Below are 20731 nucleotides of genomic sequence, written 5' to 3'. Positions count from 1 at the left end.
AATCCGAAGCCGCGATGGTAGGCGTTCCGGACGTGATCCGACAGGGGGCCGGACGGGTGTGCTGCCTGACCAACGACACGGCGCCCCCCGGGGCCCGGTTCACCCTCTCCCGGGACTTTCCGAAGTCACCCCCGGCCGGTCATTGCTGGCCAGCGACTTCGGGGGATAGCTTCAGCCTGCACCACCCGACATGTACCTGCCCGATCACCACCTGTGTCTCGGGCCGGTCTCGTTTCCGGATGATGTGGAGATCCCATGCCTCATTCCAGACGTCGGCTGGCCCTGGCCGTACCGGTCGTGCTGTCGCTGACCGCCTCGCTGGGCTTCCTGCCCGCCGCCGCGTCGGCGGCGCCGGCCGCGGCGCCCGTCGCGCGGGCCGCGGCCGCGGACGCGCCACGGCTCGCGTACGTCGTCAACACCCGGACCGACCACCGCACGATCGCCTCGGTGAAGCGGGCCGTCGTCGCGGCCGGCGGCAGCGTGGTCGCCGTCTACGACCGGATCGGTGTCCTCGTCGCGCACTCGGCCGACCCCGGCTTCGCGGCGCGGATGCGCGCGGTGCGCGGGGTGCGCTCGGCGGGCGCCACCCGCACCGCGCCGCTGACCGCCGCCGGCGCGACGGCCGAGGGCGCCGCCGAGATCCTGACCCGGGAGCAGGCCGCCGAGACCGCGCGGGCCTCCGCGGCGGCCGGGGCGAGCGAGCCCCTGGAGGCGGACCAGTGGGACCTGCGGGCGATCGGCGCCGACCGGGCCGCGGCCGTCGACCCGGGCAGCCGGAAGGTGACCGTCGCCGTCATCGACACCGGCGTGGACGACACCCACCCGGACCTCGCCCCGAACTTCTCCGCGTCCCAGTCCGCCAACTGCGTCGGCGGCCGCCCGGACACCAGCGAGGGCGCCTGGCGGCCCTACACCGCCGCCGACTACCACGGCACCCATGTGGCCGGTGAGATCGCCGCGGCCCGCAACGGCGTCGGCGTCGCGGGCGTCGCCCCGGGCGTGCGGGTGTCCAGCATCAAGGTGAGCGACCCGGACAACGGACTCTTCTACCCGGAGAGCGTGGTCTGCGCCTTCGTCTTCGCCGCCGACCACGGCGTGGAGATCACCAACAACAGCTACTACGTCGACCCGTGGCTCTACAACTGCCTGGACGACCCCGACCAGCGGGCCATCGTGGACGCGGTGAACCGGGCCCAGCTCTACGCCCAGCGCAAGGGCACCCTGCACCTGGCCTCGGCCGGCAACTCCAACCAGGACCTGGCCGCCGACGCCCTCGTGGACGAGTCCAGCCCCGACGACTCCACGCCGGTGCCGCGGACCGTCGACCCGCACGAGTGCCTGGACGTGCCCACCCAGCTCCCGGGCGTCGTCACGGTCAGCGCGACGGGCGTGAACGACGCCAAGTCGTACTACTCGACGTACGGCGCGGGCGTCATCGACGTCGCCGCGCCGGGCGGTGACCGGCTCTACCAGATCCCGGACACGCCCTCGAAGGACGGCCGCATCCTGTCCACGATGCCGAACAACCAGTACGCCTTCCTCCAGGGCACCTCGATGGCCTCCCCGCACGCCGCGGGCGTCGCCGCCCTGCTGAAGTCCACCCACCCCTCGGCCTCGCCGGCCCGTCTCCAGGCGCTGCTGAAGGCCCAGGCGACGGACCACGCCTGCCCGGCCTCCTACGACCCGGACGGCGACGGCACACCGAACGCGGTCTGCGAGGGCGGCGCGCGGGCCAACGGCTTCTACGGCTCCGGCATCGTCGACGCGCTGCGCGCGGTGAAGTGACCTTCCCGCCCACCGGACCCGGCACCCGCGACCCGGCACCACAGGCAGTACGCGCACCACTGGCAGCACACGCACACGTGCGCCACGGAAGAAACCGGAGAGTTCATCCATGACTGCGTTCCTCCCGCGCCACCGCCGCGCGCTCGCGATACCGGCCGGCCTGGCCGTGGCGGCGGCCCTCGCCCTCCTGCCCGACGTCCCGGCCGCCGCGGTGGCCGAGGCACCCGCGGCGGCCTCGGCGGCCGACGGGACCCCGCTGAGCTACGTCGTCAACGTCGCCTCCGGCAAGCCCTCGGCCAAGGTGAAGCGCGCGATAGCCGAGGCGGGCGGCACGATCGTCACGTCGTACGACCGTATCGGCGTGATCGTCGTCCACTCGTCGAACCCGGCCTTCGCCGCGTCCGTCCGCACGGTGCGCGGCGTGGACTCGGCCGGTGCCACCCGCACCGCGCCGCTGCCGTCGGCGGCGACGACCGACGAGGGCACCCCGAGGGTGCTCGGCAAGAAGGAACTGGCCGCCGCCGAGGCCGCCGCGGGCCAGGACCCGCTGGAGGGCCTCCAGTGGGACCTGCCCGCCATCAAGGCGGACAAGGCGCACGAGAAGTCGCTGGGCTCCAGCAAGGTGACCGTCGCCGTCATCGACACCGGGGTGGACGACACCCACCCGGACATCGCGCCCAACTTCGACCGCGCCGCGTCCGTCAACTGCGTGACGGGCAAACCGGACACCACCGACGGCGCCTGGCGGCCGGGCGCGGCGGAGAGCCCGCACGGCACCCACGTCGCCGGTGAGATAGCCGCCGCGAAGAACGGCATCGGTATGACGGGCGTGGCGCCCGGCGTGAAGGTCTCCGGCATCAAGGTCTCCAACCCGGACGGCTTCTTCTACACCGAGGCCGTGGTCTGCGGCTTCGTCTGGGCGGCCGAGCACGGCGTCGACGTGACCAACAACAGCTATTACACCGACCCGTGGTACTTCAACTGCAAGAACGACCCCGACCAGAAGGCGCTCGTCGACGCGGTCACCCGGGCGTCGCGGTACGCGGAGAAGAAGGGCGCGGTCAACGTCGCCGCGGCCGGCAACGAGAACTACGACCTCGCCGCCGACGAGATCACCGACCCGGTCTCCCCCAACGACTCCACGCCCTCGGACCGGGTGATCGACCCGTCCGAGTGCTACGACATCCCGACCCAGCTCCCGGGTGTCGTCACGGTCGCCGCCACCGGCGCCAAGGGCATCAAGTCGTCCTTCTCCAACCACGGCCTCGGCGTCATCGACATCGCCGCGCCCGGCGGCGACTCGACCGCCTACCAGACCCCCGCCCCGCCCGCCACCAGCGGCCTGATCCTGGGCACCCTGCCCGGCGGGAACTGGGGCTACATGGCGGGTACGTCGATGGCGTCGCCGCACGTCGCGGGGGTCGCCGCCCTCATCAAGTCGACACACCCCTACGCGCCTCCGGCCCTGGTCAAGGCCCTGCTGTACGCCGAGGCCGACGCCACCGCCTGCACCGAGCCGTACGACATCGACGGCGACGGCGAGGTGGACGCGGTCTGCGAGGGCTCCAAGAACCGCAACGGGTTCTACGGCTGGGGCACGGCGGACGCCCTGGACGCGGTGACCAAGTGACGGTCGCCAAGTGACGGCGGCCGGGTAGCGGTGGCCGGGTAGCGGCGACCGCGTGACGGCGGCCGGGTGGCCGCCCCGCCCTGTCCGCCCGCGTCACCGCGGTGGCGCGGGCGGACGTGCGGGAACCGCCGTCCCCGAACCCGCGCCGCCGCGCCCGGAGCTGACGGAGTGACCGGTTCCGGTGAGCGGCGCGGGTGCCCTGCGGGGCGGGGCTGTCAGTGCTGGGCCGTATCCTCAGTGACCATGCTCGAAGACCACACGACGACCGAGGCGTCCTCCTCCACAGCGTGGCCGGCCGCGTATCCGCAGGGATACGCGGTCGTTGACGTAGAGACCACCGGCCTGGCCCGCGACGACCGCATCATCTCCGCGGCCGTCTACCGGCTGGACGCGCGCGGCGAGGTCGAGGACCACTGGTACACCCTGGTCAATCCGGAGCGGGACCCGGGGCCGGTGTGGATACACGGCCTGACGAGCGACGTGCTGGCGGGGGCGCCCCTCTTCCGGGACGTGGCGGAGGAGTTCGCGGCCCGGCTCGACGGCCGGGTGCTGGTCGCGCACAACGCCGTCTTCGACTGGCAGATGATCGCCCGCGAGTACGCGCGGGCCGAACGTGAGGCCCCGGTCCGCCAGCGTCTGTGCACCATCGCGCTCGCCAAGGAACTGGCCCTGCCACTGCCCAACCACAAGCTGGAGTCGCTCGCCGCGCACTTCGGCGTGGTGCAGCAGCGGGCGCACCACGCGCTGGACGACGCGCGGGTGCTCGCCGAGGCGTTCCGGCCGAGCCTGCTCGCCGCGGCGGCCGGGAGGCTGCGGCTGCCGCTGCTCGAATGCCTGCCGCTGACCGAGTGGACGGACCGGCCGACCGCCAGGATCGGCCGTCAGGCGGGCTCCGGCGGCTATCGCGGCGGTGGTTGGCGCCCGTCCCGCAAAAGGCCCGCATGCCCCCATCCCAACCCAGGTCGGTACGTAGACGGCAAACCGCTCAAGCAGGGCATGCGGATCGCCTTTTCGGGTGACACGTCGACCGAGCGGGAACTGCTGGAGGACCGGGCCACCGAGGCCGGTCTGCACGTGGCCACCAGCCTCTCCCGGCTGACCAGCCTGCTGGTCACCAACGACCCGGACTCGGGCACGTCGAAGGTGGTCAAGGCGAGGCAGTACGGGACGCCGGTGGTGGACGAGGCGGGGTTCGGGCAGTTGCTGCGGGACGTCGAACCGGCCACGCCGGCCGACGGCTGATCCGGGCCCGCCCGTTCGTCACACTTGTCCGGGCGTCGGACGGGTGAATGCCGGACGACTCGCCCGGCACCCGCTCGCCCGCACCCCGGCGACGGCCCACCCTGTGGCCCATGGCGACCTGTGAAGTCTGCGGCAACAACTACGGCATGAGCTTCGAGGTGCACGCGCAGGGCGCGGTGCACGTCTTCGACTGCTTCTCCTGCGCCATCCACCGGATGGCCCCGATCTGCGAGCACTGCCGGGTGCAGATCATCGGGCAGGGCGTCGAGGTCGACGGCCACTGGTACTGCGGCGCCCACTGCGCCCGCTCGGAGGGGAGGACGGGCGTCATCGACAAGGTGTGACCCGGGCGACAGGCCGGTGACCGGCCCGCACCCGCCGGAGAGCGCCCCGCGACCGAGTTGTACGGTCGTGGGGTGTACCGCTTCCTGTTGTCCCGGCAGTGGGTGATCCTCACGCTGATCGCCCTCCTCCTGATCCCCACGATGATCAGGCTGGGCTTCTGGCAGATGCATCGCTACGAGGAGCGCACCGCCCGCAACGACCTGGTCGCCGAGGCGCTCGGCGCCGACCCGGTGCCGGTGGAGCGGCTGACCTCGCCCGGCGCGAGCATCACCACCACCGAGCGGTACCGCAACGTCACCGCGAAGGGGCACTTCGACGCGGCCGGCGAGGTCGTCGTCCGGCGCCGCACCAACGCCGACGACGCGGTCGGCTACCACGTACTGACCCCGTTCGTCCTGGACGACGGCAAGGTGCTGCTGGTCAACCGGGGCTGGATCGCCGCGGACGCCCCGAGCCAGACCTCGTTCCCGAAGGTCCCCGCGCCGCCCGCCGGTGAGCTCACCGTCACCGGGCGGATGATGCCCGACGAGACGACCGAGGCGAGCGGCATCAAGAACCTCAAGGGCCTGCCCGAGCGCCAGGTCATGCTCATCAACAGCGCGCAGGAGGCCGACCGGCTGGGCGCCGAGGTGCTCGGCGGCTACGTCGTGCTCACCGCGCCCGAGCCGAGGGACGGCACCCCCCAGCTCATCGGCCGGCCCGGCGACGAGGACGCGGCGCTGAACTTCGCGTACGCCGTCCAGTGGTGGCTGTTCTCCGCGGCCGTCCCGGTCGGCTGGTGGTTCCTGGTCCGCCGCGAGGTCCGCGACCGGGCGCAGGGCGAGGGCGAGGGCGACGGCGGAGGTGGCGGCGGGGGTGGCGGCGGGAAAGGCGCCGCGGCGGCGTCCGCGACCGCGGTCTAGCCGCAGGACCGGTACCGCCCCCGGCCGTTCCCGCGCGCCTTGATTGCCCCCGGCTCCGGCAGGGCAGACGGACAACCGTGCACCCCCGTATCGAGGACTACGCGCTCATCGGTGACGAGCAGACCGCCGCCCTGGTCGGCACGGACGGCTCCGTGGACTGGCTCTGCCTGCCCCGCTTCGACTCCGCCGCCTGCTTCGCCCGGCTGCTCGGCGACGACGACAACGGCCACTGGCGGCTCGCGCCGAAGGGCGCCGACCGCTGCACCCGCCGCGCCTACCGGCCCGACACCCTCGTCCTGGACACCGAGTGGGAGACGGCCGAGGGCGCGGTGCGCGTCACCGACCTGATGCCCCAGCGCGACCGGTCCCCGGACCTGGTCCGGGTCGTGGAGGGGCTGCGCGGCGAGGTGACCATGCACAGCGCGCTGCGGCTGCGCTTCGACTACGGCTCGGTCGTGCCCTGGGTGCGCAGGACCGACGGGCACCGGGTGGCCGTGGCCGGGCCGGACTCGGCGTGGCTGCGCAGCGAGCCCGAGGTGCACAGTTGGGGCGAAAACTTCGGGACGCACGCGGAGTTCACCGTGGCCGCCGGCCAGAAGGTGGCCTTCGTCCTCACCTGGCACCCCTCGCACGAGCCCCGGCCGGCGCTGGTCGACCCGTACGAGGCGCTGGAGCACAGCGTGGCCGACTGGCGGGCCTGGGCCGCCCGGTGCCGCTACGACGGCCCGTACCGGGACGCCGTGGTCCGCTCGCTGATCACCCTGAAGGCGCTGACGTACAAGCCCACCGGCGGCATCGTGGCCGCCGCGACCACCTCGCTGCCCGAGGAGCCGGGCGGCGTGCGCAACTGGGACTACCGCTACTGCTGGCTGCGCGACTCCACCCTCACCCTGGCCGCCCTGCTCGCGGCCGGCTACGTCGACGAGGCGGAGGCGTGGCGCGACTGGCTGCTGCGCGCGGTCGCCGGAAACCCGGCCGACCTCCAGATCATGTACGGCCTGGCCGGTGAGCGCCGGCTGCCGGAGTACGAACTGCCGTGGCTGGCCGGCTTCGACGGGTCCCGGCCGGTGCGGATCGGGAACGACGCCGTCAACCAGCTCCAGCTCGACGTGTACGGGGAGGTCATGGACACCCTGTCGCTGGCCCGCGAGGCCGGGATGTCCGCCGTGCCGCAGGTGTGGGAGCTGCAGCGGGCGCTGCTGGACTTCCTGCGCGACGCGTGGCGGCAGCCGGACGAGGGGCTGTGGGAGGTGCGCGGCAGGCGCCGGCAGTTCGTGCACTCCAAGGTGATGGTGTGGGTGGCCGCGGACCGGGCGGTGCGCACCATGGAGGACCATCCGGAGCTGGAAGGGGACCTGGACGGCTGGCGCGCGCTGCGCGACGAGATCCACCGCGAGGTCTGCGAGCAGGGCTACGACCCGGAGCGGAACACCTTCACCCAGTACTACGGCTCACGGGAGCTGGACGCGGCGCTGCTGTTCATCCCCCGGGTCGGTTTCCTGCCGCCCGACGACCCCCGGGTGGTCGGCACGATCGACGCGGTCGCCCGGGAGCTGACCCGGGACGGCCTGGTGCAGCGCTACAGCACGGCGGACGACGACGAGGCCGAGGACGCGGTGGACGGGCTGCCGGGCGCCGAGGGCACCTTCCTGGTGTGCTCCTTCTGGCTCGCGGACGCCCTGCACATGTCCGGCCGGACCAAGGAGGCCCGCGAGCTGTTCGAACGGCTGGTGGGGCTCGCCAACGACGTGGGCCTGCTCTCCGAGGAGTACGACCCGGTGGCCGGCCGGCAGCTCGGCAACTTCCCGCAGGCGTTCAGCCACATCGGCCTGGTGCACACCGCCCTGGCGCTCTCCGGGGACGGGGACGCGGACAACGGCCCGGACGCGGACAACGGCGACGAGGCAGGATAGGGACCATGGATCTTGGACTGAAGGACCGGGTGTACGTCGTCACCGGAGCCACCCGGGGGCTGGGCAACGCCGCCGCGCGTGAACTGGTCGCCGACGGCGCGAAGGTGATCGTCACCGGACGGGACGAGGAGCGGGTCGCCGAGGCGGCCCGGGAACTGGGACCGAACGCGCTGGGGGTGGCCGCCGACAACGCCGACCCGCAGGCGGCCGAGCGGATCGTCGCCACCGCGCGTGAGCACTTCCACCGCGTGGACGGCATCCTCATCAGCGTCGGCGGCCCGCCGCCCGGCTTCCTCGCCGACAACACCGACGAGCAGTGGCAGGCGGCGTTCGAGTCCGTCTTCCTCGGCGCGGTGCGGCTGGCCCGCACGGCGGCGGCGCAGTTGTCGGAAGGCGGGGTCATCGGCTTCGTGCTCTCCGGCTCGGTGTACGAGCCGCTGCCCGGCCTGACCATCTCCAACGGCCTGCGGCCGGGGCTCGCCGGGTTCGCGAAGTCCCTCGCGGACGAGCTGGGCCCGCGCGGCATCCGTGTCGTCGGGGTGCTGCCGGGCCGGATCGACACCGACCGGGTCCGCGAGCTGGACGGCCTGTCCGCCGACCCGGTGGCCACCCGTACGGCGGCCGAGTCCCGCATCCCGCTGCGCCGCTACGGCGCCGCGGCCGAGTTCGGCCGCGCGGCGGCGTTCCTGCTGTCGCCGGCGGCGTCGTACGTGACCGGCGTGATGCTGCCGGTGGACGGCGGGGTACGGCACGGCTTCTGAGCCCCGCCTCCCCCGGCCACCACCGGCCCTAGTTCACCCGTTCCGCCTCGTGCTTGGCCTCCGTGAGGCGGACCTCGGTCGGCAGCTCCGTGAGACCGGCCGAGCCGCGGGCGTGGGCCAGCGCGCCGTCGGTGAGATGTTCCAGCGCGGTCCCGGGGTCCACGTGCGGTTCGAGCAGCAGCCGTACCCGGGCCCCGGGGGCGGTGCGGCGGCCGGTGAGCCGGACCCGGGCGCGCCGCACGCCGTCGATGTGCTCCGCCTCCTGGGCGAAGGCGTCCTCCACGGCCCGTCCGCGCACCACGGCGCCCTCGCCGTCACCGGTGTCGACCAGTACCTCGGCGAGCCGGCGGCGGCGCAGGACCGCGACCAGCCGCCACAGGGCGAGCAGCAGCAGGACCGCGAGGACGGCGATGACCACCGGCCACCACCAGCCCTCCGCCCGCCACCGGGTCCGCTCGGCCTCGCTGAGCAGTACGTCGTGCCTGCTGTCGTGGATCCACCAGGAGGGCGCCGGGGCGCCGAGGCCCACGGCGAGCACGGAGCCGCCCAGGGCCAGCAGGACCAGGCTCACGACGGTGAGCAGTACGCGGTTGAGGGTTCGCATCGCCGTCCTCATCCCTTCCGTCCGGGCCGCCGCACCCGTACCGACAGCTTGGGCGGCCGGGCGAGCCCCAGCCTCCCGGCCGTGTCGGAGAGCACGGCGTGCAGGTCGCCTCGTACGTCGTCCAGGTCGCGGAAGTGCGCCACCGCGCGGACGCGCGCCTTCGACCTGCCGGCGCGCACCCGCGCCGACTGCACCCCGGCGACCTCCATGGCCCGGTCGCGCAGCACCGTGGCGGCCGCGTCCCGGTGCAGTCCGGCCCGTACGTCGGGATGGGTGCGGCGCATCGGCAGGACCCGCCGCCGCCCGGGGGTGAGGGCGAGCAGGAGCAGCCAGAGGCCGAGGGCCGCGGCGAGGCCGGCGCCGACCAGCACCCAGGTGTCGTCCAGGGGCCGCTGGGCGAGCTGGCGGGCGAGTTCGCGGCGCGGGGCGAGGGCCTCGCGGCCGGCCCGGACGGAGACGACGTCGTAGAGGAAGACACCGGCGAGGGCCAGGAGCAGCAGGGCGACGATGCCCGCGGGAACGCGGCGCGCCGACCAGAAACGGCCGGCCCGTCCCTTCCTGCCCGCCGGGCCGGGCGGCGGCTTCTGCCGCGCGCCGGTCTCCGGGCCGGACTCCACGCCGGACGCCGGGTCGGATGCCGGGTCGGAGTCCTTGCCGGAGTGCGAGCCGGTGTCCTGGTCGAGCAGCGGCAGCCGGGCGGTGGCGCCCTCGGGCTCTTCGGGTTCGCTCATCGCGTCCTTCCCTGGGGCGCGCCGTACTCCGGTGCCGGGTGCAGCCGTTCCACCTGGACGGCGACCTCCGGCACCGACATGCCCACCAGGGCGCGGACCCGCTCGGCGACCCGGCGGCGCACCCGGGCGCAGCGGGCGCCGACGTCGCAGGGGTAGTCGAGTTCGAGGTGGACGCGGACGCGTGCGGCCCCGTGGTGCACGGCCACGCTCGCGTGGGGGCGGGTGGCGCCCGCCGGGAGCGAGCCCACCGCCTCGCGCGCCGCCTGTGCGGCCACCTTGGCCACGACCCGGTCGGCGATCCGGGTGGCGCCGCGGTCGCCGGGCGGGACGGCGGGCGGGGAGCCGGACGGCTCAGCGGGCGCGGTGGCCGTACTGCTCACCGCGGTCACCGCCGGCGGTCGTCGCGGCTGCGGAAGAAGTCGCCCGGTTCGAGGTCGCCCTCGACGAACCGGCCGACGACGAAACCGACGGCCCCCAGGGCCGCCACCAGCAAGAAGGCACCGAACCCGCCGAAGTAACCGGCGAAGCCCAGCGCCATGCCGGCGATCATGCCGACCACGGCCATGTTCATGGTGCGCTCTCCTCGGTCGGAGCAGTCAGAGCAGTCGGAGTAGTCGGAGGAGTCGGAGTAGGCGGAGGAGTCGGAGGAGTCGGAGCAGGCAGGGGGTGTCGGGGACGCGTCACTTGATCCGCGGCTCCGGCTCCTCCTCGTCCTCCTCGTCCGGCAGGTGCACGTCGCTCACCGCGATGTTGACCTCGACCACTTCGAGTCCGGTCATCCGCTCCACCGCCGCGACCACGTTCTCCCGCACGTCGCGGGCGACATCGGTGATCGACACGCCGTACTCGACGACGATCTCCAGATCGAGTGCGGTCTGCGTCTCGCCCACCTCGGACTTGACGCCGCGCGTGACCGACTTGGTGCCGCCGGGCACCCGGTCGCGCATGGCCCCGAAGGTGCGTGCCGCGCCGCTGCCCATGGCGTGCACGCCCGCCACGTCGCGGGCGGCCATTCCGGTGATCTTCTCCACGACGCCGTCGGCGATGGTGGTCCGTCCCCGGGAACCCGGGTCCCCGCCACCGCGCCTGCCCGACTGTCCCTTGCCCAGGCCGCCTTCCGTTCCGATGTCCTGTCCGGGGCGGTTGCGTTCGGTTGTCTCACTCATCGCCGTACGTCCCTTTCGGTCGTCGTCCTCCCCCCACCGTAAGTGCGGCTGCGCGATCCCGCGCCAGGGATACGGCAGGCTGGAGGAATGACGACGGCTGACCGGTGGACACGGACGGTGCGGGAGCAACTGGCACTCGGCAGATTCCTGCCGCTCGGCGGGGAGCGGGACGGTGCGTGGATCGCCGAGCGGGCGGCGCGCGAGGTGCTGCTGGAGGCGGCGCGCGCCCTGCCCGGCGTGCGTCTGGACGGGTTGCGGCTCGCGCTCGCCGATCCGGCGGCGGCCTGCGAGCCGGCCGTGCCGGCCCCGCCGAGCGCCCTGCCGCCGGGCCCGCTGCGGCTGACGGCCGATCTCGCGGCGACGGCGTCGGAGCCGCTTCCGGCGGCGGCCTCGCGGGTACGGGTCACCCTCGCCGAGGCCGCGGCGCTCCGGCTCGGGCTGACCGTGACCGACGTGGATCTGCGGGTGACCGCGCTGCTGGAGTCGGCCCCCGAGCCGACGCCCGAGCCGCAGCCGCGGGCGGTACGGGCGGCCGGAGCCGGCGACGGCGACGAGGGCCGGGTGGCGCGGGCCGCGCTGGAGGTCGAGGGCGTGACCCGGCTGACGGACACGCTGGGCCGCCCGGTCGACCTCTCGGCACCCGGACGCGAGGGAGCGGCGCTGCCCCGCCGGCACGTCCGCCTGGAGTGCGCGGTGGACGCGGAGCGCCGGACCGTGGAGGTGGCCCGGCGCCTGCGCACGGCCGTCTCCCAGGCCCTGCCGGACCACCCGTCGGTGGCGGTACTGGTGACCGCCGTCGACCGGGCGGGCGGGGCAGGCCGTACGGGCTGAGGTGGTGACCGAAGTGGCTGCTGCGGTGGCTGCTGGGGCGCTTACTCGCCGAGGCCGGCCAGGTCGCGCAGGCGGCGGGCCTGGGCGGCGCGCTCCGCGGCGCGCTGGGCGTGGAGGTCCCGGTCCGAGGCGCCCTGGAGCAGCGCCTTGGTCTCGACGACCGCGTCGCGCGGCGCCGCCAGGATCGCCGAGGCCAGGTCCCGTACCGCGCCGTCGAGCTGGTCCCCGGGCACGGCGAGGTTGGCGAGGCCGCTGCTCACGGCCTCCTCGGCCAGGACGTACCGGCCGGTCAGGCAGATCTCCAGCGCACGGGCGTATCCGACCAGGCCGACCAGCGGGTGGGTGCCCGTCAGGTCGGGGACGAGGCCGAGGCTGGTCTCGCGCATGGCGAACTGCACGTCGTCGGCGACGACCCGCAGGTCACAGGCGAGGGCGAGCTGGAAACCCGCGCCGATGGCGTGTCCCTGCACGGCGGCGATGGAGACCAGGTCGCTCCGCCGCCACCAGGTGAACCCCTCCTGGTATCCGGCGATGGCCGCGTCCAGCTCCGCGTCACCGCCGCGCGCGAGATCGAGGAACGACGGCTCGCCGTCGAAGCCCTCGGGGGTGAACGCCTGCCGGTCGAGCCCGGCCGAGAAGGACTTGCCCTCGGCGCGCAGCACGACGACCCGGACGGAGCCCGGCAGCAGTCGCCCGGCCTCGGTGAGCGCCCGCCACAGAGCGGGGCTCTGCGCGTTGCGCTTGTCCGGGTTGGTGAGGGTCACCGTGGCGAACGCGTCGTCGACGGTGAGCCGTACACCGTCCCGGTCGAGAGCGGGAGCGGGACCTGCCGTGCCGTGGTCCTGGGCGGGCGAAGCCATGGGGCGCCTCCGATGGGTGCAATCGTCCTCTGCGTGCCGCACGGGACGTCGACATCCCGTACGCCACCCCTAAGTGACTGCACAGTAACCACCCGGTCGGTCACACGTCCGACCGGGTGGCCACCATCGGAGCCTCGGAGCCGAGGGGCCACCCGGGACAGTCAGGCCGACGTGGCCTTCTTGCCCCGGGTCGCCCCGCCACGCCCTCGCAGCGTGACACCCGACTCACTGAGCATGCGGTGCACAAAGCCATACGAGCGGCCGGTCTCCTCGGCCAACGCCCGGATGCTCGCACCGGAGTCGTACTTCTTCTTCAGGTCTGCCGCGAGCTTGTCGCGCGCGGCGCCGGTAACCCGGCTGCCCTTCTTCAGAGTCTCGGCCACCCGTGCCTCCTCGTGGGAAGTGCGCTCTGGTTCTCCTCATGATCACCCCTCCGGGCCGACATGGCCACCCATTCGGCAAGGTCGGTGAGACGACGTGGTGACGACAGGAGTCCGTCCGCACAAGCGGAACCCCGCATTCCAGCGCGTCGCGTCCGTACACCCGAACGGGTTCTTTCACGAAGTACCTGGTCAGGACGGCGAAACGGTCGGGCCCCCGAGGAACGGGGGCCCGGCCGCGAAATCGATGTAGGACACACCTCGGTACGAGGAGATCTCACACAGATGGTGGATCACGGATCGGCCGAATGATCCATACGCCGTGGATCATCCATTCGATCAAGCGAGGTGGACGGTGAGGCGAGGTGGACGGTCAGGCGAGGGCGACGAGATCCGCGTAGTCGGAGCCCCAGAGGTCCTCGACACCGTCCGGCAGCAGGATGATGCGCTCCGGCTGGAGCGCCTCGACGGCGCCCTCGTCGTGGGTGACGAGGACCACCGCGCCCTTGTAGGTGCGCAGCGCGCCGAGGATCTCCTCGCGGCTGGCGGGGTCGAGGTTGTTGGTGGGCTCGTCGAGGAGGAGCACGTTGGCCGAGGACACCACGAGGGTGGCCAGCGCCAGCCGGGTCTTTTCGCCGCCGGAGAGGACCCCGGCCGGCTTGTCGACGTCGTCACCGGAGAAGAGGAACGAGCCGAGCGTCTTGCGGACCTCGACCAGGTCCAGGTCGGGGGCGGCCGAACGCATGTTCTCCAGGACCGTGCGCTCCGGGTCGAGGGTCTCGTGCTCCTGCGCGTAGTAGCCGAGCTTGAGGCCGTGGCCCTCTATGACCCGGCCGGTGTCGGGCTTCTCCGCGCCGCCGAGCAGGCGGAGCAGAGTCGTCTTGCCCGCGCCGTTGAGGCCGAGGATGACGACCCGCGAGCCCTTGTCGATGGCCAGGTCGACGTCGGTGAAGATCTCCAGTGAGCCGTACGACTTGGACAGGCCCTCGGCCATGAGGGGGGTCTTGCCGCACGGGGACGGCTCGGGGAAGCGCAGCTTGGCGACCTTGTCGGACTTGCGCTCGGCCTCCAGGCCGGCCAGCAGCTTGTCCGCGCGGCGGGCCATGTTCTGCGCGGCGACGGTCTTGGTCGCCTTGGCCCGCATCTTGTCGGCCTGCGAGTGCAGCGCGGACGCCTTCTTCTCGGCGTTCTGCCGCTCGCGCTTGCGGCGCTTCTCGTCGGCCTCGCGCTGCTGCTGGTAGAGCCGCCAGCCCATGTTGTAGACGTCGATCTGGGAGCGGTTGGCGTCCAGGTAGAACACCTTGTTGACGACCGTCTCGACCAGGTCGACGTCGTGGGAGATCACGATGAAGCCGCCGCGGTAGGTCTTGAGGTAGTCGCGCAGCCAGATGATCGAGTCGGCGTCGAGGTGGTTGGTGGGCTCGTCGAGCAGCAGGGTGTCGGCGTCCGAGAAGAGGATGCGGGCCAGCTCGATCCGGCGGCGCTGACCGCCGGAGAGCGTGTGCAGGGGCTGCCCGAGCACCCGGTCGGGCAGGTTGAGCGCGGCGGCGATGGTGGCGGCCTCGGCCTCGGCGGAGTACCCGCCCTTGGTGAGGAACTCCGTCTCCTGGCGCTCGTACTGCCGCATGGCCTTGTCGCGGGTGCCGCCCTGGCCGTTGGCGATGCGCTGCTCGTTCTCGCGCATCTTGCGGATCAGGGTGTCCAGGCCGCGGGCGGAGAGGATGCGGTCGCGGGCGAGGACGTCGAGGTCGCCGGTGCGGGGGTCCTGCGGGAGGTAGCCGACCTCGCCGGAGCGGGTGATGGTGCCCCCGGCGGGTACGCCCTCGCCGGCGAGGCACTTGGTGAGGGTGGTCTTGCCGGCGCCGTTGCGGCCGACCAGGCCGATGCGGTCGCCCTTGGCGACGCGGAAGGTGGCGTTCTCGATGAGGACGCGGGCACCGGCGCGCAGCTCGATGCCGGAGGCGGAGATCACGGACAGACTCCAGGGCAGGTGGGTGGCGGGATGGACGGCTGAGGGCGTTCCCGCCGTCTAATGCGCGAGGAGAATGGCCATGGGGCCAGTCTAACGGGGGCATGCAAGCACTTTTCCCGCCTCCGCTCCGCGCCCCTCCCCCGAGCCGGCCGCCGGTTCAGCCGCGTCCGGTGTGCACCTGGAACGCCGCCCGGCGCACGGCCTTGGCGAGGGCCGGGTCGGGGTGCGCGGCGGCCAGCGCCACCAGGACCTGCACGGTGCGCGGATGCCCGACCGCCCGCACCTCGTCCAGGAGGGCGGGGACCGTCGCCTGCACCGCGGACTCCAGGTGCCGCACGAGCAGCGGGGCCTCGCCGTGGTCGGCGACCGCGGCGGCGGTGTCCACCCACAGCCAGGTGGCCTCCTGCCGGGTGAGCACCTCGTGCGCGTCCTCGGGGTCGGCACCGTCGTGCTCGGCCAGCCACAGCAGGGCGTACGGCCGCAGCGTGGACTCCTCGGCGACGGCCCGTACGTCGGGCTCGGCGGGGGCGCCGACCACCCGCAGCGCCTCGAAGGCGAGACCGCGCAGCAGGGCGTCCTCGCCGCGGGCGGCGGCGAGGAGTTCGGTGACGGCGCTGCCGACGGGGCGGGCGGCGAGCCAGGCGCGGTACTCGGCGCGGGCCGCGTTGGGGCGGAGCTGGGCGCAGCCGCGGAGCATGTCCTCGGCCGCCTGCTCGATGTTGCCGGCCGGGCTCTGGGCGGCGACGCAGATCTGCTCCAGCTTGACCCAGACCGCCCAGCTCCCCAGCGGGGTGAGCGTGGCCTGGCCGTCGCCGCAGGTGAGCGCTCCCACGGAGGCGAGGGCTTCGAGGGCCCACTCCAGCAGCGGGCCGAGCGGGGTGTCGTCGGTCACCGGGCGCGGGAGGGGCTCGGGCCGGGGGCCGAGCGGGACCTCGCAGCGCTCGGTGCGCAGTTCGGTGACCCGCTGCTGGAGGAGGTCGAGGAGCTGGGCGACCGGGACCGGCCCGGCGGAGAGCTGGAGGAAGGAGAGCACCTGGGGCATGGCCGAGACGACCTCGGCGACGCCGGCCGCCTCGTGGCCCTCGGGCTCGGGGTGGGCGAGCGACCAGGCGTCGAAGAGGGCGACCCAGCCGCGCAGGACGGCGCTGTCGTCGCGGTTCCAGGCGCGCAGCCGCCAGCCGGGGCGGGCGCTGTCGCCGTGCACCTCGACCAGTCCGGCGAGGCGGGCGGTGTCCCAGTCGGCGCGGATCTGAGCCGTGGTCAGGCCCAGTTCGCGGCCCGCGCGTTCGGCGGTCGCGTCGGAGAGGGTGGCGGTGCCGTCGGTGGTGCCGCTCTCCCGGCCGGGGCCGAGTTCGGTGTCGGCCCAGCGGGCGACACGGGCCGCGCCGGCCAGGCCGGAGCGGGCCATTCGGGCCAGCTCCGAGCGGACCGGTGTGCCCTCCGGGGGGCGCGGGGCGGCGCGGCGCGGGCGCTGGGTGTTCATCGCTCTGGGGGCGGCGGCCAGGGGTCGCGGGCGGACGAGTCGAAGCCTGGAGTCGCGCGGGATACGGGACGTCACGGGTGCAGTCTTCCGGTTGACCGTCCGAAAACCCAAACGGAATGGCACAGCGGGCCGGTGGCGGCCTCCGGCGGGCCGGCCGGGGTGCCGCGGCGGCGGGGGCGCGGCGGACCGGAGGACCGCCGGGGAGCACCGTGGCCGGCCGTCACATCAGCGGGGTCAGGAAGCGTTGCAGGGTCTGCTCGTACTTGGCGGGATCGGCGTTCCACATGGCGCCGTGCGGCGCGTGCTCGACGGTGTGGAAGGCGACCAGGCGGGGGTGGGCGGCGGCGAACCGGCGGGAGAGCCGCCAGTCGGCCACGGTGTCGGCCGGCCCGTGCAGGACGAGGGCGGGGACGTCGAGGCGGTCGTGGTCGACGGGCCGGGCGGCGTCGAGTCCGGTGCGGCCCTGGGCGGCGCGGACCGCGAGCGGCAGCAGCGCGCCCGGGGTGCGGCGGGCCGCGGCGAGGGCGCGCAGGCTCGCCTGCCAGTCGAGGACCGGGGAGTCCAGTACGAGGCCGGAGATGCGGTCGCGCAGCCGGGAGGAGGCGGCGGTGCGCAGCGCCATGGTGGCGCCGGTGGACCAGCCGAGCAGGACGACCTTGCGGGCGCCGTGGGCGACGGCGTGGTGGACGGCCGAGTCCAGGTCGTGCCACTCGCTCTCGCCGAAGTGGCGCAGGCCGTCCGGGGACCGGGGCGCGCCGAGGTCGCCGCGGTAGGCGAGGGCCAGGACCGGGAAGTCGAGGCCGTGCAGCAGGCCGGTGAGGTTCAGGGCGTGCTCCCGGGTGGTGCCCAGGCCGTGCACGGCGATGATCCAGGTGGCGCGGGCGCCCGGCAGGAACCAGGCGGGCAGCGGGCCGTGGTCGCCGGGGACCTCGACGTCGGTGTGGGCCAGGCCGAGGGCGGTGCCGGGGTCGCCGACGTGCACGTTGGCGGTCAGCCACGCCTTTTCGCCGGCCGCCAGGGTGCCGTGCGTGACGCCTTCGAGGCGGCGTACGACGGTGTCGGGCGGGTGCGGGGCGGCGGTCAGGACGGGGCCCACGACGGCGTGCGAGCCGTCGCCGGCCAGGCCGTACCGGCCGGGTCGCAGCGCGGCGAGGTGGCGGGTGAGGGTGATCTGCCCGGCGGCGGTGCCGTGCACCCTGAGCCGGGGTTCGGTGGGCAGGGGCCGGCCGGGGGACGCCTTGAGCGCGGCGTCGCCGGCCAGGCGGCCGGCGGCGACGCTCGCCGCTCCGGCGGCCAGGGCCGCGGTGACGGCGGCGGTCGTTGCGGTGAGAGTGCGCACGCCTCCCAGTTTCCCGGCGGGCCGCGGGGTAAGCCACCGGAACGGGCGCCCGGGAAGGACGCGTACGGCCGGACGGGTTCGTTCCGGGCCGGGGCTCAGCCCGGTTGCCCGTAGCCCCGCAGCCGCTCCCCGACCTCGGCCAACTGGCCCGGCGTCAGCAGCGAGGGGGTCAGGCCGGGGACCGAGGAGGCGGTGAGCCACAGGCGGCACATCCAGTCGAGCTGGGCCGTGCGGTCGTACGCCTGGTCGAGGGAGCTGCCGTGGGTGAGCGTGCCGTGATTGCGCAGCAGGCAGCCGGAGCGGTCTTCGAGGGCGCGGAGCACGTGCCCGGCCAGTTCGTCCGTGCCGTAGGCCGCGTACGGGGCGACCCGGACGGGGCCGCCGAGCGCGGCGGCCATGTAGTGGACGAGCGGCAGCTCCGGGACGAGGGTGGAGACGGCGGTCGCGTGCACGGCGTGGGTGTGCACGACGGCGCGGGCGTCGGTGGCGCGGTACACGGCGAGGTGCATGGGCAGCTCGCTGGTCGGGACCAGGGTGCCCAGGAGCTGCCGCCCGTCCAGGCCGACGCCGGTGACGTCGGCCGGTGTGAGCCGGTCGTAGGGCACGCCGGAGGGGGTGACCAGGACGGTGTCCCCGACGCGTACCGAGACGTTGCCCGAGGTGCCGACCACGAGCCCGTCGGCCACCGTGCGCCGGGCGGTCGTCACGAGCGCCTCCCAGGCGCTCGCCTCCTCCGGGCGTACCCGCCCGCCCTGTGCCTCGGCCACGGCCCGGCCTCCTCCCGGGCGCCCCTGGCGCCCCTGTGGTGGTCCCGCCGTCGTCCGGCGCTGCGGCGATCCTGCCAGGCGGGCCCGGGGCCGGAAACGGCCCGGCCGGGGAGGCCGAGGCGGGGCCCCCGATTCCGGTCACCGTGACGCCCCACCCAGTTCATCTTCCGTTCATCCACGTTACTTACGTTCGACCAGCCAATGACCTCGAACGATTGCCTGGGTAAATGGAAAGCTTCTCGCTGATCCTCGCGATCGTGGTGATAACCGCACTCGCGTTTGATTTCACGAACGGTTTCCACGACACCGCCAACGCGATGGCCACCACCATTTCGACCGGTGCCCTCAAGCCCAAGGTGGCGGTGGCGATGTCCGCCGTCCTCAACCTTGTCGGCGCCTTCCTCTCGGTGGAGGTCGCCAACACGATCTCCAAGGGTCTCGTCGACGAGACCGGCATCCGTCCCGAGGTCATCTTCGCCGCCCTGGTGGGCGCGATCCTCTGGAACCTGGTGACCTGGCTGGTGGGCCTGCCCTCCAGCTCCTCGCACGCCCTCATGGGCGGTCTGATCGGCGCCGCCGTCGCCTCGGCCGGCGTCGGCGCGGTCCACGGCGACGTGCTCGTCACCAAGGTGCTGCTGCCGGCGATCGCCGCCCCGATCGTGGCGGGGGTCGCGGCGCTGCTCGGCGCCCGGCTGACCTACCGGCTCGGCCGCGGGGCCGACGGGAAGGCCGCCACCAAGGGCTACCGCGCCGGGCAGATCGCCTCCGCCGGCCTGGTCTCGCTGGCGCACGGCACCAACGACGCGCAGAAGACGATGGGCATCATCACCCTCGCCCTGGTGGCCGGCGGCGCCCTCGCCCCCGACTCCGACCCGCCGGTCTGGGTCATCCTCTCCGCGGGCCTGGCCATCGCGCTCGGCACCTACCTCGGCGGCTGGCGGATCATCCGCACCATGGGCAAGGGCCTGACCGACCTCCAGCCGCAGCAGGGCTTCGCCGCCCAGACCAGCGCGGCCACGGTCATCCTGGCCTCCTCCCACATCGGCTTCTCCCTCTCCACCACCCACTCGGTCTCGGGCGCGGTGATGGGCGCGGGTCTCGGCCGCAAGGGCGGCGTGGTGCGCTGGTCCACGGCGACCCGGATGTTCGTCGCCTGGGGTCTGACCCTGCCGGCCGCGGCCCTGGTCGCCGCGCTCGCCGAGTGGGTCTGCGGACTGGGCGGCTGGGGCACGGCGCTGGTCGCGGTCCTCCTCGTCGCCGCCAGCTTCGCGATCTGGCGGATCTCCCGGCGCGAGGTCGTCGACCACACCCACGTCACCGCCGCCGAGGAGCCCGGTGTCGTCACCGACGCCATCGCCGCGGTGTCCCCGCCGCCCCCGGCGGGCGTGAGCGAGGGCCTGACGGCGACCGTCCCGGCCCCCGCCGCCGTCCCCGCCGCCGGGTCCAAGGCCGCGTCGGCCGCCACCCCCGTCTGATCCCGCCCGGGCACGAAGGAAGAGAAGAGAACCACCATGCAGATCGACTGGGCAGCCCTCGGCTCCGTCTTCGGGGTCAGTCTCGTGATCACCGTGGCGCTGGTGTCCCTGTTCACCCTGGGCATCGCCGGCCTCTCCCGCCAGGAGCGGGCCACCGCCCGGGGCGGTTCCGCGGGCCTCGCGGTCACCGGCGCGTACGCCTGCTTCACGGCCTGCGCGGCGGCCGTCGCGTACGGGATCTACCTGATCGTCGCCTGACCGGCGCCATCCGCGACGAGGCGGGGTGCGAGCGGGCCCGGCCCGCTCGCACCCCGCCTCGCTGTGGGCCTTCGCACACTCCCCCCTCGCAGGTCAACGGCAAGTTGACGGGTGTTCGCGGGGCGTGGTGGACTGCCGAGGCCATGTACGGCGGCAGGAGAGGAAGCCCGGTGCGAATCCGGCGCGGTCCCGCCACTGTGACCCGGGGAGGAATCCCCGGGGAGTCAGGAACTCTCACCGCCGGTCTCTTCGAACCAGGGCGTGGACACCCTGAGTGAGGACACGAC

The 20731-nt window shown here is 74.0% G+C and carries 21 protein-coding genes and 1 riboswitch; of the genes, 10 read left to right on the top strand and 11 right to left on the bottom strand.

The window, feature by feature from the left end; genetic code table 11:
- Positions 1 to 255: 255 nt before the first annotated feature.
- From ABEB00_RS13595 to ABEB00_RS13565, 7 genes are all read left to right on the top strand, one after another.
- The gene (locus tag ABEB00_RS13595) at positions 256 to 1785 is read left to right on the top strand and encodes a S8 family peptidase (protein ID WP_345619777.1); all 1530 of its coding nucleotides are present in this window, start codon (positions 256 to 258) and stop codon (positions 1783 to 1785) included.
- Between the two features lie 109 nt (positions 1786 to 1894).
- A complete protein-coding gene (locus ABEB00_RS13590; protein ID WP_345619775.1) occupies positions 1895 to 3415 on the top strand; it encodes a S8 family peptidase in 1521 nt (506 codons plus the stop codon).
- Between the two features lie 243 nt (positions 3416 to 3658).
- On the top strand, positions 3659 to 4657 hold the full coding sequence (locus tag ABEB00_RS13585; protein ID WP_345619774.1) for a DEDDh family exonuclease: 999 nt from the start codon (positions 3659 to 3661) through the stop codon (positions 4655 to 4657).
- A 110-nt stretch (positions 4658 to 4767) separates the two neighbouring features.
- Positions 4768 to 5001 (top strand): hypothetical protein, encoded by a 234-nt coding sequence (locus ABEB00_RS13580; RefSeq protein WP_345619773.1) that lies wholly within the window; start codon positions 4768 to 4770, stop codon positions 4999 to 5001.
- Positions 5002 to 5073: 72 nt separating this feature from the next.
- The gene (locus tag ABEB00_RS13575; RefSeq protein WP_345619771.1) at positions 5074 to 5904 is read left to right on the top strand and encodes an SURF1 family cytochrome oxidase biogenesis protein; all 831 of its coding nucleotides are present in this window, start codon (positions 5074 to 5076) and stop codon (positions 5902 to 5904) included.
- Between the two features lie 77 nt (positions 5905 to 5981).
- Positions 5982 to 7817: a glycoside hydrolase family 15 protein gene (locus tag ABEB00_RS13570; RefSeq protein WP_345619769.1), complete on the top strand. Its 1836-nt coding sequence runs from the start codon at positions 5982 to 5984 to the stop codon at positions 7815 to 7817.
- A gap of 5 nt (positions 7818 to 7822) precedes the next feature.
- Positions 7823 to 8578 carry an SDR family oxidoreductase gene (locus tag ABEB00_RS13565; protein WP_345619767.1) on the top strand — a complete coding sequence of 252 codons (756 nt, stop codon included), beginning with the start codon at positions 7823 to 7825 and terminating at the stop codon, positions 8576 to 8578.
- A gap of 28 nt (positions 8579 to 8606) precedes the next feature.
- Here ABEB00_RS13565 and amaP read toward each other — a convergent pair whose 3' ends face one another.
- The 5 genes from amaP to ABEB00_RS13540 all read right to left on the bottom strand — a co-directional run bounded on the left by amaP (position 8607) and on the right by ABEB00_RS13540 (position 11079).
- Entirely contained in the window at positions 8607 to 9182 is a 576-nt protein-coding gene (gene amaP / locus ABEB00_RS13560) for an alkaline shock response membrane anchor protein AmaP (protein WP_425586482.1), read from the bottom strand.
- 8 nt (positions 9183 to 9190) lie between these two features.
- Positions 9191 to 9913, bottom strand: coding sequence for a DUF6286 domain-containing protein (locus ABEB00_RS13555; RefSeq protein ID WP_345619763.1), 723 nt, complete (start codon positions 9911 to 9913; stop codon positions 9191 to 9193).
- Positions 9910 to 10302 carry a hypothetical protein gene (locus tag ABEB00_RS13550; RefSeq protein WP_425586481.1) on the bottom strand — a complete coding sequence of 131 codons (393 nt, stop codon included), beginning with the start codon at positions 10300 to 10302 and terminating at the stop codon, positions 9910 to 9912. Before ABEB00_RS13550 ends, ABEB00_RS13555 begins: the two co-directional genes overlap by 4 nt.
- Positions 10299 to 10484 (bottom strand): hypothetical protein, encoded by a 186-nt coding sequence (locus ABEB00_RS13545; RefSeq protein WP_345619760.1) that lies wholly within the window; start codon positions 10482 to 10484, stop codon positions 10299 to 10301. Before ABEB00_RS13545 ends, ABEB00_RS13550 begins: the two co-directional genes overlap by 4 nt.
- 109 nt (positions 10485 to 10593) lie before the next feature.
- Positions 10594 to 11079, bottom strand: coding sequence for an Asp23/Gls24 family envelope stress response protein (locus ABEB00_RS13540; RefSeq protein WP_345619759.1), 486 nt, complete (start codon positions 11077 to 11079; stop codon positions 10594 to 10596).
- Positions 11080 to 11166: 87 nt separating this feature from the next.
- Here ABEB00_RS13540 and ABEB00_RS13535 point away from each other — a divergent pair, with 87 nt between their 5' ends.
- Positions 11167 to 11910 carry a nucleopolyhedrovirus P10 family protein gene (locus ABEB00_RS13535; protein ID WP_345619758.1) on the top strand — a complete coding sequence of 248 codons (744 nt, stop codon included), beginning with the start codon at positions 11167 to 11169 and terminating at the stop codon, positions 11908 to 11910.
- Positions 11911 to 11951: 41 nt separating this feature from the next.
- On the opposite strand, the gene ABEB00_RS13530 is transcribed toward ABEB00_RS13535, so the two are convergent.
- From ABEB00_RS13530 to ABEB00_RS13505, 6 genes are all read right to left on the bottom strand, one after another.
- Positions 11952 to 12770 carry an enoyl-CoA hydratase/isomerase family protein gene (locus tag ABEB00_RS13530; protein WP_345619757.1) on the bottom strand — a complete coding sequence of 273 codons (819 nt, stop codon included), beginning with the start codon at positions 12768 to 12770 and terminating at the stop codon, positions 11952 to 11954.
- A gap of 161 nt (positions 12771 to 12931) precedes the next feature.
- Positions 12932 to 13153 carry a helix-turn-helix domain-containing protein gene (locus tag ABEB00_RS13525; RefSeq protein WP_009337982.1) on the bottom strand — a complete coding sequence of 74 codons (222 nt, stop codon included), beginning with the start codon at positions 13151 to 13153 and terminating at the stop codon, positions 12932 to 12934.
- Between the two features lie 370 nt (positions 13154 to 13523).
- Positions 13524 to 15122, bottom strand: a complete 1599-nt coding sequence (locus ABEB00_RS13520) for an ABC-F family ATP-binding cassette domain-containing protein (RefSeq protein ID WP_345619755.1) — start codon at positions 15120 to 15122, stop codon at positions 13524 to 13526.
- Between the two features lie 157 nt (positions 15123 to 15279).
- Positions 15280 to 16680 (bottom strand): hypothetical protein, encoded by a 1401-nt coding sequence (locus ABEB00_RS13515; protein WP_345619754.1) that lies wholly within the window; start codon positions 16678 to 16680, stop codon positions 15280 to 15282.
- A 145-nt stretch (positions 16681 to 16825) separates the two neighbouring features.
- Positions 16826 to 17944: an alpha/beta hydrolase family protein gene (locus tag ABEB00_RS13510; protein ID WP_345619753.1), complete on the bottom strand. Its 1119-nt coding sequence runs from the start codon at positions 17942 to 17944 to the stop codon at positions 16826 to 16828.
- Between the two features lie 95 nt (positions 17945 to 18039).
- Entirely contained in the window at positions 18040 to 18711 is a 672-nt protein-coding gene (locus tag ABEB00_RS13505) for a class II aldolase/adducin family protein (protein ID WP_345619751.1), read from the bottom strand.
- A gap of 227 nt (positions 18712 to 18938) precedes the next feature.
- Between ABEB00_RS13505 and ABEB00_RS13500 the strand changes: the two genes are divergently transcribed.
- Both ABEB00_RS13500 and ABEB00_RS13495 read left to right on the top strand, forming a co-directional pair.
- A complete protein-coding gene (locus ABEB00_RS13500; protein ID WP_345619749.1) occupies positions 18939 to 20186 on the top strand; it encodes an inorganic phosphate transporter in 1248 nt (415 codons plus the stop codon).
- Between the two features lie 36 nt (positions 20187 to 20222).
- Complete coding sequence (locus ABEB00_RS13495) at positions 20223 to 20444, top strand: hypothetical protein (RefSeq protein ID WP_345619748.1); 222 nt, start codon at positions 20223 to 20225, stop codon at positions 20442 to 20444.
- A gap of 111 nt (positions 20445 to 20555) precedes the next feature.
- Positions 20556 to 20697: riboswitch (cobalamin riboswitch) on the top strand.
- Positions 20698 to 20731 lie beyond the last annotated feature (34 nt).

The organism is Streptomyces ziwulingensis (assembly GCF_039542605.1).
GTDB lineage: Bacteria > Actinomycetota > Actinomycetes > Streptomycetales > Streptomycetaceae > Streptomyces > Streptomyces ziwulingensis.
The sequence above is the reverse complement of the archived record's forward strand: the minus strand, read 5'-3'. Positions and strand labels throughout refer to the sequence as shown.

Bases quoted from the DNA above. Each gene is read 5' to 3' on its own strand.
- ABEB00_RS13595 (WP_345619777.1), top strand. From the start codon at position 256: ATGCCTCATTCCAGACGTCGGCTGGCCCTGGCCGTACCGGTCGTGCTG.
- ABEB00_RS13530 (WP_345619757.1), bottom strand. From the start codon at position 12,770: ATGGCTTCGCCCGCCCAGGACCACGGCACGGCAGGTCCCGCTCCCGCT.
- ABEB00_RS13535 (WP_345619758.1), top strand. From the start codon at position 11,167: ATGACGACGGCTGACCGGTGGACACGGACGGTGCGGGAGCAACTGGCA.
- ABEB00_RS13540 (WP_345619759.1), bottom strand. From the start codon at position 11,079: ATGAGTGAGACAACCGAACGCAACCGCCCCGGACAGGACATCGGAACG.
- ABEB00_RS13495 (WP_345619748.1), top strand. From the start codon at position 20,223: ATGCAGATCGACTGGGCAGCCCTCGGCTCCGTCTTCGGGGTCAGTCTC.
- ABEB00_RS13585 (WP_345619774.1), top strand. From the start codon at position 3,659: ATGCTCGAAGACCACACGACGACCGAGGCGTCCTCCTCCACAGCGTGG.
- ABEB00_RS13500 (WP_345619749.1), top strand. From the start codon at position 18,939: ATGGAAAGCTTCTCGCTGATCCTCGCGATCGTGGTGATAACCGCACTC.
- ABEB00_RS13580 (WP_345619773.1), top strand. From the start codon at position 4,768: ATGGCGACCTGTGAAGTCTGCGGCAACAACTACGGCATGAGCTTCGAG.
- ABEB00_RS13565 (WP_345619767.1), top strand. From the start codon at position 7,823: ATGGATCTTGGACTGAAGGACCGGGTGTACGTCGTCACCGGAGCCACC.
- ABEB00_RS13555 (WP_345619763.1), bottom strand. From the start codon at position 9,913: ATGAGCGAACCCGAAGAGCCCGAGGGCGCCACCGCCCGGCTGCCGCTG.
- ABEB00_RS13545 (WP_345619760.1), bottom strand. From the start codon at position 10,484: ATGAACATGGCCGTGGTCGGCATGATCGCCGGCATGGCGCTGGGCTTC.
- amaP (WP_425586482.1), bottom strand. From the start codon at position 9,182: ATGCGAACCCTCAACCGCGTACTGCTCACCGTCGTGAGCCTGGTCCTG.
- ABEB00_RS13590 (WP_345619775.1), top strand. From the start codon at position 1,895: ATGACTGCGTTCCTCCCGCGCCACCGCCGCGCGCTCGCGATACCGGCC.